16 protein-coding genes are annotated in these 15,384 nt (G+C 51.6%); all 16 read left to right on the top strand.

Features of this window, described 5'->3' with window-relative positions; translation table 11 throughout:
* The first annotated feature begins 253 nt into the window (after window positions 1–253).
* The 16 genes from ABV298_RS03565 to ABV298_RS03490 all read left to right on the top strand — a co-directional run bounded on the left by ABV298_RS03565 (window position 254) and on the right by ABV298_RS03490 (window position 15,351).
* A complete protein-coding gene (locus ABV298_RS03565; RefSeq protein WP_353720819.1) occupies window positions 254–1,282 on the top strand; it encodes an NAD-dependent epimerase/dehydratase family protein in 1,029 nt (342 codons plus the stop codon).
* Window positions 1,283–1,324: 42 nt separating this feature from the next.
* Window positions 1,325–1,876 (top strand): serine acetyltransferase, encoded by a 552-nt coding sequence (locus tag ABV298_RS03560; protein WP_353720818.1) that lies wholly within the window; start codon window positions 1,325–1,327, stop codon window positions 1,874–1,876.
* Window positions 1,877–1,951: 75 nt separating this feature from the next.
* Entirely contained in the window at window positions 1,952–3,433 is a 1,482-nt protein-coding gene (locus ABV298_RS03555) for a multidrug transporter (protein ID WP_353720817.1), read from the top strand.
* A gap of 42 nt (window positions 3,434–3,475) precedes the next feature.
* Complete coding sequence (locus ABV298_RS03550) at window positions 3,476–4,711, top strand: hypothetical protein (protein WP_353720816.1); 1,236 nt, start codon at window positions 3,476–3,478, stop codon at window positions 4,709–4,711.
* On the top strand, window positions 4,708–5,868 hold the full coding sequence (locus ABV298_RS03545) for a glycosyltransferase (RefSeq protein WP_353720815.1): 1,161 nt from the start codon (window positions 4,708–4,710) through the stop codon (window positions 5,866–5,868). Before ABV298_RS03550 ends, ABV298_RS03545 begins: the two co-directional genes overlap by 4 nt.
* 21 nt (window positions 5,869–5,889) lie before the next feature.
* Window positions 5,890–6,447, top strand: a complete 558-nt coding sequence (locus ABV298_RS03540; protein WP_353720814.1) for an acyltransferase — start codon at window positions 5,890–5,892, stop codon at window positions 6,445–6,447.
* Window positions 6,425–7,510, top strand: a complete 1,086-nt coding sequence (locus ABV298_RS03535) for a glycosyltransferase (RefSeq protein WP_353720813.1) — start codon at window positions 6,425–6,427, stop codon at window positions 7,508–7,510. Before ABV298_RS03540 ends, ABV298_RS03535 begins: the two co-directional genes overlap by 23 nt.
* 54 nt (window positions 7,511–7,564) lie before the next feature.
* Window positions 7,565–8,092, top strand: coding sequence for a hypothetical protein (locus ABV298_RS03530; protein WP_353720812.1), 528 nt, complete (start codon window positions 7,565–7,567; stop codon window positions 8,090–8,092).
* Between the two features lie 20 nt (window positions 8,093–8,112).
* Entirely contained in the window at window positions 8,113–9,231 is a 1,119-nt protein-coding gene (locus tag ABV298_RS03525; RefSeq protein WP_353720811.1) for a glycosyltransferase family 4 protein, read from the top strand.
* Window positions 9,232–9,259: 28 nt separating this feature from the next.
* Complete coding sequence (locus tag ABV298_RS03520; RefSeq protein WP_353720810.1) at window positions 9,260–9,703, top strand: glycosyltransferase; 444 nt, start codon at window positions 9,260–9,262, stop codon at window positions 9,701–9,703.
* A complete protein-coding gene (locus ABV298_RS03515; RefSeq protein WP_353720809.1) occupies window positions 9,700–10,194 on the top strand; it encodes a glycosyltransferase in 495 nt (164 codons plus the stop codon). The genes ABV298_RS03520 and ABV298_RS03515 overlap by 4 nt, the downstream gene beginning before the upstream one ends.
* A 35-nt stretch (window positions 10,195–10,229) precedes the next feature.
* Window positions 10,230–11,174: an acyltransferase family protein gene (locus ABV298_RS03510; protein ID WP_353720808.1), complete on the top strand. Its 945-nt coding sequence runs from the start codon at window positions 10,230–10,232 to the stop codon at window positions 11,172–11,174.
* Between the two features lie 22 nt (window positions 11,175–11,196).
* Entirely contained in the window at window positions 11,197–12,378 is a 1,182-nt protein-coding gene (locus tag ABV298_RS03505; RefSeq protein ID WP_353720807.1) for an endo-1,4-beta-xylanase, read from the top strand.
* 74 nt (window positions 12,379–12,452) lie between these two features.
* Window positions 12,453–12,626, top strand: coding sequence for a hypothetical protein (locus ABV298_RS03500; protein WP_353720806.1), 174 nt, complete (start codon window positions 12,453–12,455; stop codon window positions 12,624–12,626).
* 11 nt (window positions 12,627–12,637) lie between these two features.
* The gene (locus tag ABV298_RS03495; protein ID WP_353720805.1) at window positions 12,638–13,993 is read left to right on the top strand and encodes a capsule assembly Wzi family protein; all 1,356 of its coding nucleotides are present in this window, start codon (window positions 12,638–12,640) and stop codon (window positions 13,991–13,993) included.
* An 8-nt stretch (window positions 13,994–14,001) separates the two neighbouring features.
* On the top strand, window positions 14,002–15,351 hold the full coding sequence (locus ABV298_RS03490; RefSeq protein ID WP_353720804.1) for a DUF5723 family protein: 1,350 nt from the start codon (window positions 14,002–14,004) through the stop codon (window positions 15,349–15,351).
* Window positions 15,352–15,384 lie beyond the last annotated feature (33 nt).

Raw genomic sequence — 15,384 nt, 5'->3', positions numbered from 1 at the left:
GCGGGCGCGGCGTGCTTCGTCCAGGCAACCGCGCTTGCGTGAAACCGGAACCCCGGTGTAAACAATTCATTAAATCTCTCCCTCCCGGTCATTTCAGTGTAACGCAACCGGTATCTTTCCACTGGCAGTCGATGTGTTCCCGCAGGGCGCGTCGGCTAAGACGGAAAGCGCTGGCGGGAGCCGAAGATGCGAATGCCGAGGTAAACCAGGTAAAGATCTTTTTTCAAGACATTAAACGGATTACTCAACAGATATGAAAGTATTAGTAACAGGCAGCGCGGGATTTATCGGGTTCCACACGGTAAAGAAGCTACTGCAGGAAGGTTTCGAAGTAGTGGGCCTCGACAATATCAACGATTATTATTCGCCCCAGCTCAAATATGCACGTCTGAAAGAGGCGGGTATCCAGCAGGAGAAAATCAAATGGTACCAGCTGGTACAGAGCACGATCAACAGCAATTACCGTTTCGTGCGCATGAACCTCGAAGACAAGCAGCAGTTGTTCAGCCTGTTCCAGGCCGAGCAGTTCGACTACGTAATCAACCTCGCTGCGCAGGCGGGCGTCCGCTATTCGATCGAGAACCCGGATGTGTACGTGCAGTCGAACATCATCGGCTTTCATTATATCCTTGAAGCCTGCCGTTACTTTCCGCCCAGGCATCTGGTGCACGCATCTTCGTCGTCAGTGTACGGCGCAAATGCCAAAATCCCTTTCTCGGAGGAAGACAAGGTAGATTCGCCGGTGAGCCTCTATGCCGCCACTAAAAAGAGCAACGAACTGATGGCGCATTCATACAGCCATCTTTACAATATTCCCATTACCTGCCTCCGCTTCTTCACGGTTTACGGCCCGTGGGGGCGCCCGGATATGGCCCCGATGCTCTTTGCCCGGGCTATTTCGGAAGGCAAGCCGATCCAAGTGTTCAATAACGGCGATATGGAACGCGACTTTACATTCGTAGGCGATATCGTCGACGGCGTAACCAAGACGATGGTGGCCGGCTTCGAAGAAAAACCGCAGTACCGCGTGCTCAACATCGGTAACGGCTCGCCGGTGAACCTGATGAAGTTTATCGAGGAGCTGGAAGAAGGCATCGGCACCAAAGCCATCAAGAACTTCCTGCCGATGCAGGCCGGTGATGTTCCCCGGACCTGGGCGAGCCAGGAAAACCTCGAACGCATTACCAACTATAAACCGCAGGTCGAACTCAGTTCCGGTATCAAGGAATTTGCGGACTGGTACCTCGAATATAGCGGGCAACTGGCGGCGCATTATGTTTAATGCCCCGTTGCCCTGGTTGAATGTAATGTCTGCGCCGTAACAATGGGAAGCAAATTAAAATACGATCTTTTCCGCAGCGCCGGAAGGACTGGCACCAAAGCTTTTCTTTCGCGATTGCTGTTCAATTACCCGTTCAGGTTTATTGCTTTTTTCAGGCTATCCCAAAAGTATTCCAAAAGCAGTCCGCTCGGAATGCTTTACAGGTTGCTTTACAGACGTTACGGTGTGAAATACGGCATTCAGATCCCGCTTTCGGTGCAAATTGGGAAGGGATTGCTATTACCGCATTTCGGTGGAATAGTTGTCAATTCCCAATGCAGGATCGGCGATAACTGTACTTTATTACACAACGTCACAATCGGCAATACCAAAAGAGGGGAGAAGAAGGGTGCGCCAAGCATCGGCAACAGGGTCTATATCGGGCCGGGAGCGGTTATCGTCGGCGGCATAGTGGTCGGCGACAATGTACTGATCGCCCCCAATTCCTATGTAAATCTCGACGTACCTTCGAACAGCGTAGTGGTCGGTAATCCGGCCCGGGTAATCGCGAAGGAATCAGCAACGGAAGGGTATATTACCAATCCCGTAATTTGAACCAAACCAGCCATAATAAACGACACGGGGCTCCGGTCCGGAAATCCGAATTTAAAATATTGCAATACAATCTGAATGTCTTCGCAAGTAACTAAGATCGCCAAAAATACCTTGTTCCTATACGTCAGGATGTTTCTCCTGATGTTCATCGGGCTTTATACATCCCGCGTGGTATTGGAAGTTCTGGGCGTCGAAGACCTTGGCATTTATAATGTGGTGGGTTCGGTGGTGATGATGCTCGAATTCGTTTCGTCGAGCCTTACCAATTCATCGCAACGCTATTTGAATATCGGTTTGGGGAAAAACGACCTGGCACTTACAAACCGCTATTTCTCGCAAAGCGTGGGGCTGCATTTCCTGCTGTCATTATTCATTGTTCTTTTGCTGGAAACGGTGGGGCTGTGGATGTTCAATAATAAATTGGTAATTCCCGCCGACCGCAGAGAGGCGGCATTCTGGGTTTATCAGCTATCCACACTGGCAGCGTTTATTAAAATTAACCAGATATGTTTTCAAAGTGTGGTTGTCGCACGCGAGAGCATGTCGGTGTATGCGTACCTGAGTATTTTCGAAGGGGTCGCCAAATTGGGGATCGTATATCTGATCGGTGCGAATGCGCCATTCGATAAGCTGGCATATTACGGATTTTTACTGGTAGTAATTCAATTGGTGGTGTTCCTGACACACATGGTGTATTGTTACAGGAAATATCCCGAATCGCATTACAAATTCTTCTGGGACAATGCATTGTTCAAAGAAATGGCGGGTTTCGTAAGTGTAAATGCGTTCGGATATATTTCGTGGGCAATCGGCGTTCAGGGGATCAACGTAGTGTTGAACCTTTTCTTCGGACCGACCGTCAATGCGGCGCGGGGACTGGCATCGACGGCGGGGAGATTTATCAACCAGTTTGTCAATAACATTTATCTCGCTATCAAACCGCAGATTATTCAATCCTATGCGAAAGGAGAGACGGAAAGTATGGTGATGCTGGCCGAAAAATCGACGGTTTATGTGTTTTATCTGGTGCTGTTCGTCTCGCTTCCGATCCTGTTCGAAACCAGTTTCATTCTTCAATTCTGGCTGAAAGAGGTACCGGAATACACCAAACTATTTACAGAACTGACCCTGATCCAATCCTATTTCTGGATGTTGCCGATCCCGTACAGCCAGATCGCCACCGCGACCGGCCGGATCAGGAATATTCAGCTTTACGGCCGGATTTTCACATTACTCGCATTACCGGTTTCGTATGCGATCCTGCTGGTGGTCAGGAATCCTTACTACCCGGTTTTCGTGATCATTACCATGGACGCATTCTTCTGGTTATATACGATATATGACGTTGATAAACAATTGAATATCAAATTCGACAGGTATGTGAGGAATGTAATCCTGCCGGTACTTTACATGGCTGCTGCGATGGTGATTTCGCTCTCGCTGGGCCATTACATGATAGCGGCCATGGAGCCGATGTTCCGGTTTATCATCGAAGTCGCAATGAGCCTTTCGTTGGGATTTCTTTTTTACTTTTTTATTCGGTATGCCGCGCGATGAAATGGCATACCTGAAAGGCGTAGTAATTAAGAAAATAAAGAGATGACCAAGCTGACAGCGATAGTTTTCTTCCTGATATTCTTTATAGGCAGCAACGTATTGAATACGTTGAAGATAGATAACTATACTTTTTTTTACCTGATCGTGGCGATGTCGCTGGGTGTGCTTGCGATGAGCTTTCGTGACCGTTCGTTCCGGGACCGGAAGTACGAGATCGGTGTGCTGTTGCTGATCGCCTTTGTGATCGTTTACCGGATGTACGCCGGTATTCTCACCGACTCGCTGAGAAGCGCCGCTATTCTGTTCGCGACACCACTCATTTACCTCCTGGTACCGAAAGAAATCAGGACAAAGGACGATTACCTGGTCAAAAGGAAGATCGTCAAGATTATCATCGCATTTTATGTTTTCGAATGCCTCGTGGCGATTGCGGAATATCTTTTGCGGACGCATTTCTTTCTCTGGATCGACACTACTTTCCAGTCCCACCTGATGAATATCCGCCTGCGTGAATCGTTCAGGAGTGTGGCATTGCACGGCGCACCTTTGAGCAATGCGTTGATGGTAACCGTGCTCAGTGCATTTTTTATAACATCCTCGTTGAAGGATAAGTACAAGTTTGCGTTGTGGGGCCTCGGATTTGTGGCTGTCCTTGCGTTCAATGCGCGAATGGCGATTATTGTAAACCTCGGCTTTTTCGGTTTCTATATCCTCAAATTGCTGGGGAACAGGAAAGCGAAGTTTACAACGAAGCTATTCATATACGCAGCTTCCGCGGCGTTCTTTATGGTAGCGGCTTACCTGGTATTTTACCAGGGATTGGGCGACCGCCTTTTCAAAAAAGAGCTCCTCGACGAGGCAAGTGCGCAAAAACGTTTCGATTTGTTTTCGATCTTCGATGGCCATACGGTTTACGACTTTTTGTTTGGCCGCTCGATGCGGGAGTTCGATATGATGAAGGAGCTGGCGGGACTTCTGATCATCGAGAATTTCTGGGTTTGTGAAATCGTGCTGTTTGGAGGGTTGTTCGTCGCCGGGATGGTGATTTTGTATATTAAGCTATTGGCACCGTACGTTCGGGAATATTCTTTCTACAACAGAATGGTGATTTGCCTTTCTTTCATTCTGCTGGCTTCGACCAACAACTCGCTGTTTACGCAATACCTCCCGCTATTACTTTTTGTGGTTTGTCTGAACCTGTTCCGGCCCGATACTTTTAGAATGATACTCCCGCCAAAGTATATTGACAGATACGCATTAACCAGACAAAGACGATGAAACTGATATTTGATTTAACCAAAACGCAACCTGTCGGGAATACCAAGTTCCACGGAGGGGGAAAGTACGGTGAAATCGTGTTCAAATCCCTCGCCGGGAGTTCGAAAGACATTGTTGCCTATTACAATTCGGAAAAATGGCTGAACCCAGAAATCGCGCAGATTTGTCGGGACAATCATTTCGTCATGGTGGATTCCAACCAGCGCTCATTGCAGGAAACCGTGGCCGAATATCCGGGCGTTGTGTATAGCCCGATTATCGAAACCGACCTGGCGACGATCGGCGACAATATCACTTATATCACCACGGTTCACGGCCTTCGCGTGCTGGAACTGCCTTACGATAAATACATTGGGCATTACCGGAGCAAGAGCTTCAAATTGGGGTACGAGTTATACTACAAATACAAATCAAAGAAGACGTTCGATCTTACTTTGAAGAAATACCGCGAGGTTTTTCAGCGCAAAAATATTCACGTCGTAACGGTTTCCGAGCATTCGAAAGCGTCGATCCTGGCGTTTGTGCCTTACCTGAAACAGGAAGATATCGAGGTGTTTTATTCGCCTTCGACCGTGGGAGGGCTCGAAAAAGTGGAGCCCTACGAGGCGGGCGAAAAATATTATATGATGGTGAGCGCCGACCGCTGGGTGAAAAATGCTCTTCGTGCGGCCATGGCTTTCGACGAGATTTTCTCGGAACGCCCCGATTTTAAGGGAAAAGTGATCCTGACGGGCTCCAAAAACAAGCACATTTTCGACAAGTACATCAAAAACAAATCCCGGTTCGTGTTTGTCGATTACGTGGACGGCAAAACGCTGCTTTCGATGTACAAAGGGGCCTACCTGTTTGTATACCCGTCTCTGAACGAGGGCTTCGGATACCCGCCGGTAGAGGCCATGACGCTCGGCACGCCGATTATCGCCTCGGCGATTTCGTCGATCACCGAAATCTGCGGCGACAGCGCTTTGTATTTCAACCCGTTGCTGGTGAGCGAGATCAAAATGCGTATCCTGCAAATGGAGAACAGGGAACTGCGGGCCGAGTTTATCCGCAAACAACAAAAACGCGTGCAGGAAGTGAAGGAGCGGCAGGACCAGGACCTGGAAAGGCTGACGCAATACATTCTCTCGCACGTAAACCAGTCCGTAAACGCCTGAACCAAATAGCCCTTTATCAGAATGGGAAGACTAAGTATCATCAAAAATCTCCTGAAAAGGTGGTGGCTTTCGCCGGTCGACTACGCGCGGTCGATTGGCGTGAAAGTGGGCAGCGGCTGCCAGTTTTTCAATGTGACGTGGTCGTCGGAACCTTACCTCATATCGGTTGGTAATAACTGCCAGATCACGAACGGCGTGAGGATTTTTACGCACGGAGGGGCATTCATGTTCCGGCGCGAGGTACCCGATTTCGATTGCTTCGGCAAAGTGGCGATCGGCGACGGTGTGTATATAGGCAACAACAGCCTGATCCTGCCCGGCGTGACGATCGGAAACAATGTGCTCGTGGCGGCCGGATCGGTAGTCACGAAGTCGGTGCCCGACAATGTGTGTGTCGGCGGAAACCCGGCGAAGATTATCTGCTCGGTAGAAGATTATAAAAGGAACAACATCCGGTATAATGTGCACTCCAAGGGCATGAGCCGCGAAGAGAAGAAGGCATTGCTGCTTTCGCTTCCCGACGACCGCCTGATCCAAAAGGGTTACCTGAAATATAATGAGCGGATTAGCAACCTCTGATACAACCAGACAAAAGGCCGTTTTCTTCGTGAACTGCTATGCCGGCGGTGCGGAGAAAATGACGCTTTTTATAGCCAGTTGTCTGGATAGCAGCCGGTACGACGTCATTTTTTACATTGTCGGGAAAGAAATAGGCCTGATCCGCAATTTCATCCCCCGGGAAAGGACCTGCCATTACATTCATGTCAAAAACTATAAGGACGGCCTCATGCGCAAGCTCGCGAAAGTGATGCGGGAGGAGAAGCCTGACTACGTTTTTTCATCGCTCATGCCGATCAACATCCGGCTCGCGCTGGCTTCGATCATGTTCCCGAAAGTGAAAGTGATCCTGCGGAGTAACAATTATTTATACACACAATCGATCGTTCAGAAAGCACGGTTATTTTTGGCTTACCGCTTTATGGACCATCTGATCGCGCAAACGGATGAAATGCGTGACGAAGCGGTAAAAGTTCTGCGCCTTCCGAGAAGTAAGGTCACCACGCTCGCCAACCCGATCAACGCGGACCAGATCAATAAAAAGCTCGAAGGTGCAACGTCGCCATATGAAGGCACTGCCACCAACTACGTGTATGTGGGTCGTATCGACCGCATCAAAGGGCTGGATGTTTTGGTTAAATCATTCGCCAGGGTCCTGGCGGACGAGCCGGATTCCAGGCTGTACATCGTAGGAAAAGTGGAAGGCAGTTTCGCGGCCTATTACGAGGAGCTGCGGGCGATCCAGAAGCAATTGAATATCGGCGATCAGATCGTTTTTACGGGGTTCAAGGAGAATCCGTACCAATATATGAAGTTTGCGGACTGTCTTGTGCTGCCGTCGCGTAATGAAGGATTGCCGAATGTCGTGATCGAGTCGCTGTACCTGCACACGCCGGTAGCGGTGACGGCGTCCATTCCCGTGATCCGGCGCATTGTGCGGCACGGCGTGGACGGTTTCGTGACAGAGGTGGACGACGTGGATGGACTGGCCGAGGCCATGAAATCGGCATCGAAACTGGGGCGCGTAGAGTCGGCTTACAAGTCGGCGACGAAGGAAGATTTTCAGAAGTTGTTTACGAAATAACCGGCGCCATAGCCTGGCCCGCCGGTTTTCAGACAGATTAAACTCAGCGTTATTATGTCAATTTTGAAGGATTATGCCGCTTATGCCGAGCATTCCGGCAGTAAGTTGAAGCCGTTCGTGAAGACGATGTTTTACTGCAACATCTTTTTCCGGATCAGCTACGTGCTCTACAAAATCAAGCTCATTCCCCTGGCCAGGATTTTCTGGCTGTTCAACCGGGTCCTTTTTTCCGTAGAAATAGACCCGCGCGCCAGGCTCAAAGGCGGCTTCGTGATCCTACACGGAACGGGCGTGGTCATCGGCTATAATGTGGTCGCCGAAGGGAATTTTAAAGTGTACCAGGGCGCTACCATCGGCGGAAACGTCGGGAAAAAACGTACCGCGAACGGCCGTACATTCAGCCAGCCCTGGTTGCAGCCCGACGTCGTGATCGGTATCAATGCCGTAGTGGCCGGGCCGGTGATACTGGGCGCGGGAAGCCGGGTAGGGGCCAATTCCGTGGTAACCCGCGATGTGCCCGCCGGGGCGACCGTCGTATCGAACAATGTGATCCTTGCTGAAAAAAGCGAGGTAGTATTATAACCCGTCAACACACACATTCTATGAAAATCCTCTTTGTCATTAACTCCTCCAACAATGGCGGCGCCATCAAGATGATCGTGGCGCTGTACCGGGAAGTGAAACGTCATTTCCCGCAGAGCAAGATCGTGTTCCTGAAAAAAATCGAATCGCAATATTCGAATATTGAAGATGCCTATTATCTGAGCGACGAACTGAGTTCGCTTGCGGACTATTATATCGTTTACAAACGCCTGAAAGCGGTCATGATCGACGAGAAGCCCGATGCGCTGATCAGCTTTCTGCCGCTGGCCAATATTTTCACGTCGGTTATCGGCCGGTCGCTGGGGATCAAATACCGCGTGGCGTCGCAGCGTAACCCGCCGCAGATCTACGGCAAAGTGGTGCGCATGCTCGACCGCTACCTGGGCTCCCGCGGTTATTACACGGCCAATGTATGCAATTCCAGGGCAGGTATGGATGCATTCGGTGCGTACCCGGCATCCTACAAGAAACATTTGTCGGTGATCAACAACTGTGTGGAAGAGCCGGATTTCTCACTTTCCAAAACGGAGGCGAAAATCCGGATGGGCATGCCGTCCGGCAAGACGATCCTGACCTGCGTAGGCCGCCTGCACGAACAGAAAAACCACGAGGTGATCGTGAAGGCCATGAAGCATTTGGATGACGCCGTGCTTTACCTCGGCGGCGACGGGCCATTGAAGGAAGAGATTTCCGGTCTGATCCGGTCCGAAGGCGTGGATGACAAGGTGGTCATGCTGGGTGACCTCGACCGGGAGCAGGTGCGCCTGCTGCTGCGGGCGTCGGATGTGTTCCTGATCCCGTCCAGGTATGAGGGACTGAGCAATTCGCTGCTTGAAGCGATGTCGTACGGCCTGCCGGTGATTTGCAGCAATATTCCGTCGTTCACGGATTTCCTCAGGCTCGAAAACGGGTTGGAGCCGGATTATGCGGGGATGGTTATCGAAAACAACGACGACCGAGAATGGGCCACGGGTATCCGGCAAATGATCCGCAACGATGAGTTGCTGGAACGCTACCACCGTCGTTCGCTCGATAAAGTGGCCGACCTGAGCCCGCAGAAAATGGCTTCGAGGTTCCTGAAACTGTTGGGCGTTCAGGAAAAGGAATATGTTGGTTGATATCCATTGTTTTTATAACAACAAGAAAATGAAAGTAATAGCCATAGCCTCAGTAGGTGGCCACTGGGTACAGCTGCTGCGTTTGCGCCCGGCCTTCGAAGGATCGGAGCTGATATTCGTTTCCACGAAGCCCGACTTCGCCAAGATGGTGGAAGGCAGCAAATTTTACGCCGTGGCGGATGCCAGCCGCTGGGACAAAATGAAGCTGATCAAGTCGTTTTTCGATGTATTCAGCATCATCCGCAAGGAAAAGCCCGACGTGGTGATCACCACGGGCGCCGCACCGGGATTAATGGGCCTGATTTCGGCCAGGATACTCGGTAAGCGTACAATCTGGGTGGATAGTATCGCCAATGTGGAAGAACTGTCGATGAGCGGGAAGATCGCTTCCAAATTCGCCAGCCGCACCTACACGCAATGGCCGCAGCTTGCAACGGACAAAGTTTTATTCGCAGGAAATATATTGTCATGATTTTTGTCACAATCGGTACCCAGGCCCCGTTCGACCGGCTCATCAGGGCAATCGACGAGATGGCCCCGCAACTGAACGGCGAGCGGATCGTCGCTCAGGTATTTGAATCCTCGTATCAGGTAAAAAACCTGGAAACGGTCGGGTTCCTGTCGCCCGACGAGTTCAATACCTATTTCGAGGAGGCTCGTCTTGTGGTGGCGCATGCAGGCATGGGTACGATCATTTCCGCGCTCACGCAGGCGAAACCGCTGCTCATCCTGCCGCGGCTGGCCAGTATGGGCGAGCACCGCAACGACCACCAGATCGCGACGGCGAAGAAAATGCAGGACCTCGGTTATGTGCAGGTGGCATTCGACGAAAAGGAGCTTGCGCGTAAACTGCTCAAAATGAGTGCCGGTGCCAGTGGCTCCGTTTCGTCGCCGCAGATCCGTCAGGTAGCCTCCGATTCGCTCATCCGTTCGGTGCGCAGTTATATTTTTTCGGGTAAATAAAAATACGTGCAATGCGCCGCTAAAACGCACAAGGTTTGGAAAGGAACACAAATCTGGATATCGCGAAACTATCGCTCAGCTTTCTGGTCATTGCGGTGCATTTGCCGCTGTACAATGGCGTAAGCGACGATCAGGCCTATACGATGGGTTGGTTGTTCTCGAACGGCATTTCAAGGATCGCCGTGCCCTGCTTCTTTATGATCAACGGGTACTTTGTGAATATCACCGACAAAACGAAGGTCAGGAAATACATGACGCATTTGCTGATCCTCTATGCCGTGTGGATGCTGCTGTACTTGCCGGCTTACTATCATTCGGTTGTCGGTAACCCCAAATACCTCGTCAAACTGGTCGTTTTCGGGTTTCACCATTTGTGGTATGTGATCAGCCTCATTTTCGCGACGTTTTTCCTGTACCTGATCAAACGCTACCTGCCGGTGTCGCAGCGGATGCTCATCGCATTGGTCGTCGGCTTGTTCGTCATCGGCTACCTGATCCAGGACGTAGTGGCGCCGCGTTTCCGGCAGCCGCAACATTATGTGGTGGTATACCGCAATTTTCTTTTCTTTGGCCTGCCGTTTTTCACACTTGGCCACATAATCCGCCGGACGTCCTTCGAACTCGATGCACGCGCCCGCCGGAATTGCTATATTGCCATACTGGTCGGCACGGTAACATTGCTGATCGAATCGTACCTGAGCCTCAAATACAAGCTCGGGGTGAACCTGTACATTTCGCTGCTGTTCCTGTGCCCGCCGATCATGATTTTACTGTTCAAATCGACGTGGCGGAAATCGGGGAGCCTGGTAGCGGATATCGCCAATGCGGTATTCTTCACACACACCGGCGTGATTCTTTTCCTGCAAGACTACTTTGCGGGAACGCCCAACATTTATCTGTTTCCAGTGGCCGTTTTCCTGTCGATCATCGTGTCCGGCATCGTGTACGCGCTCAACAGGCGGTTGAAATTTTTGTTGTGACCCATTAACCCGATACACTGATATGAGACTTATCGTTCTGTGCCTGGTGATGACCGTGTTTTGCGGGGTGATCAGTCTGACCACCTGGACGGACGTGCCCGATAACTCGTCGGTTGCGCATGAATATTCCACGACAGCTGCTGCACGGCAGGAAGCCGCTGCACGTGCCGATGCGGACGAAAAGCCGTTACGAGAGGCGTACAAAGACTATTTCCCTATCGGTACCGCCGTTTCCCCGAGTATGATCACCGATGCGAAGCGTGCCCGGTTCATTGCCACGCAATATTCGAGCATTACGCCCATGAACGGCATGAAAGCCAGATATATTCATCCCGAAGAAAAAACGTATTCCTGGGCCGAGGCGGATCAGGCGGTAGAGTTTGCGGAAAAAAACAACATGAAAGTCCGGGGCCACACCCTTATCTGGTTCCAGAAAATGCCTGACTGGTTTTTTATGGACGGTAGTGATTATGCCTCCAAAGAAAAAATCATGCGGCGCATCGACGAGCATATAACGACGGTCATGAACCGCTACAAGGGCAAAGTGTACTGCTGGGACGTGGTGAACGAAGCCTACCAGTTCTTTGGTAATGCGCCCGCCACACCCAAAAGGGCCAAGATTTACGATATGATCGGCAGCGAGTACATCGAACGTGCGTTCGTCGCGGCCCGTAAAGCCGATCCGAACGCCAAGCTGTTTTACAACGACAACGGCTTCGAGGACCCCGATCGCCGTAACCGCATTTTTAAATACCTGAAAGCCAAAAAGGAAATGGGTATTCCGATTGACGGCATCGGCATGCAGAGCCATTACGGTGTGGAGGGGATCAACGAAGGCTATTTGCAGGAAACTATCGACATGTTCGCGTCCATCGGCCTGGAAGTACAGATTACCGAGCTGGACGTGTCCATTTATCCCAAAAGAGAAAACAAGGTTGGTAATGGCCGCGTTCTGGCGGCTACTGAAATACAGGGCATGAGCGATCGATACACCAGGGAAGTTCAGCGCGAACAGGGCGACGTGTTCGATATCATTTTCCGCACCTGTCGGAAAATGAAAGGCAAAGTGACCGGTATTACGCTCTGGAGCCCTTACGACAAGGACAATTATCTCACCGAAATGCTGAATAAGAAAAATTATCCGTACCTGTTTGATGAGAACATGACACCGAAAGCCTGCTATTACCGGATCGTCAACTTCTAGCAGCAGGCCCTTTTACCGGATACCCGCGCCCAAAGGCATCGTAACACCCCTCTCGAAGAACTAACTCAACGTGAATGAAGAAAACCCTAAAATCCATTCTGCTCCTGTCGGGCCTGCTGGCCCCCGCGTGGAGCATGGCCCAGGACGGCACGTCTACGGCCGCCGACAGTATTTTTTTCAGGAACCCCGGCGGGGCGCTTTCAATGCCAGTCTGGAAATACCGGTCGTTACGACCACCAACGGCGTAGTCCCCTTCTGGATGCGCGCCAACCGGTTCGGTAATGCGCCGGTGGAAGGCACTTCGGCAGGGGTAATCGGGAGCATTTCGAAAAGTTACGGGGCAAATCGTCCGGGGCGGTTCGACTGGCGTGCCGGGGTAATATACAGGCTCAATGCCGGCCGCAAAACCGAAGGTACGCTCATTGAAGGCTTCGCGGCGGTAAAAGCGGGTATTTTCGAATTGAAAGCCGGCCGCTCGCGTGATATTACCGGTCTGGTCGACAGCACGTTATCTTCCGGTGCCATGGCCGTTTCCGGCAATGCGCTGGGTATCCCCAAAATAGAATTGTCTGTTCCGGAATACTGGCGGTTACCGGCGCTGGGAGGGGTGCTTTCCTTCAAAGGCAGTTTCTCCTACGGCTGGTTCGGAACTACGCCCATCAGCCCCGTCAGCGGAGGCGGCGCCAGGAAGGACGATATTCCGCCTGTTACCTCGTTTTACCATCAGAAATCCCTTTACGGACGTTTCGGCAAGCCCGGCTGGCGGTTGAATATCTTCGCGGGTTTCAATCATCAGACCATGTACGGGAATGAGGATGACATTTATGAAGGATTCAATCTCGGCAAACTCGAATCGTTCTTTCATGTGGTTACCGGCAAAACCTGGCGCGCAAACAGCGGTTTTGCGACCAAGCTCGGCAACCAGCTCGGTACCATCGATTTCGGGGCTACTTACGATTTCCGGACGACGCAGCTTTTTGTTTACCGACAACAAATCTATGACGTAGGCGCATTGTCCAAGCTCGCCAATGTCCGGGATGGTCTGACGGGTATTTCGTTGAAAAACAAGCAGAAACGCAATGCCGGTTGGAGCCGGATTCTGGTTGAATTTTTGTATACCAAAAATCAGGCGGGCGAACTGTGGTCGAAGGTCACGAAATCGGGCGACGAGAACTACTACAACAACTATATGTATGCAGGTGGATGGTCGTACCGGGGCCGGGGCATAGGCAACCCGTTCCTCACGCCCCGCCATGAAGCACGCGCCGATTTGCGGCACAAGGACGGCGAGTATTTCGTAAACAACCGAGTGATAGCGTTCCACGCGGGATTGGGGGGAAACATCGGTTCGGTGAATATTACTACCCGGTTGTCCTATTCCCGAAATTACGGCACTTATGGTACCAGCCCGATCGGCACTTCGCTGGGCAGGAGGAGGGAGGTATTGCCTCCGCCGTATTTCCGGCAGGTCAACCAGTTTTCGGGTTATCTCGAGGGCAGTAAAATGTTTAAAAATAACTGGGAAGTGGGCGTGGCGGCAGCATTGGATTCCGGCAGGCTGCTCTACAATTCCTTCGGGCTGATGCTGAATGTGAGAAAATCACTGCAATTCTAGCCAGCGGTATGATACGTATCGGGCGAATATGGATCGGAGTATTGGCGGGGGCGTTGTCGCTTCCCGCATTCGCGCAGGCGCCTGTGACCGCCCCGGACGGGATCACGGGCGGTTTTCGTAATCCTGCTTTTTTTGATACCGAAGGCAAGGCGTGGCGCATGAACATCGCCCACGTAAGCGCCCGGGCCGCTTCCAACACGGCGTCCATTCACATCGGCGATTTCGGCAAATCGGGCCCCGATTTTCTCCGTTCCGACATTCTGGGCACCTCGTCCGTTTCCACCGGCGTGGGCGGTTTGGATTTCAAAGGGCCATCTTTCGCATTCCTCGCCACCGACCGCCTGACGTTGGCGTTGACCACCCGAATGCGCATCCATGCCAATTACCGCGATGTGGATGGCCGTCTCCTGTCCGAAATCGGGGAAATTACGAAAGTAGAGCAATCCTATCCCTACCGGTTGCCGCGGATCGCGAATATGCAAACCAGCATTGCCGCTTTCTCGGATATCGGGGTGTCGTTTTCCTACGGGCTCGTGCGCACCGACCGGCACCGCATGCGCATTGGAGGAACCCTGAAATTCCTGAATGGCATCGCGCACACCGCCATCGACGTTTCGCAGCTCACCGGTACCATCCGTCTCAATTCCGACCGGGTGAGTTACATCACGGCGGCAACCGGTGCCGTTTCAACCCTTACGGCCGGTAAGCTATTCGACAGGTTCTCGGCCGGTAATCTGCTCAAACCCGGCAAGGCGAGCCTCGGCGGTGACATCGGGTTGAGCTATTCCTTTCATGCTTCGGGGGAAGAGCCCTGGAAGTTCAGGCTTGGCGTATCTGTCAGCGACATCGGTAATATCAGGTACAAGGCGGACAGCGCTTACAGCAAATCGTATGACATCGGCATTGCCGCGAATAAGCGGTTATACTTCAACGGAAGTTTCAATAACTCGCTGTTCAGCCGTGCATCGCGCGTTTTCGACACTTATCCGCAGTATTTTACCCGCACCGGCCGGAGGAGCGGGTCATATAAGGTAGCGCTGCCGACCATGCTGCACATTCAGGCCGACTACCGCTTTTCGCCGCAATGGGTCATAAACGCTGGAACGGGCGCCAGCTTGCAGCGGAAGCACGATTTGTACAAATTATACCAGGTCCCTTATGTGGCATTGACGCCCTGCTGGCTCAAAAACGACATGGTGCTTTCAGTGCCATTGGCCTGCCAGCAATATGCCGGACTAACCGCGGGAGCGGCATTACGTTATAAAGGTTTTACAATAGGAAGCAACAGCCTGTTTTCCGCCTTTCTGGGAGGGAAGCAAGCTGATCTTTACCTGGGTTTTATTATTTCTTCCAAATAAAAAGATCGCCCCAAGATGAGGCGACCTTTCCGT

It is taken from the genome of Dyadobacter sp. 676, from assembly GCF_040448675.1.
GTDB lineage: Bacteria > Bacteroidota > Bacteroidia > Cytophagales > Spirosomataceae > Dyadobacter.
This window is presented reverse-complemented; position numbering and strand designations above follow the sequence as displayed.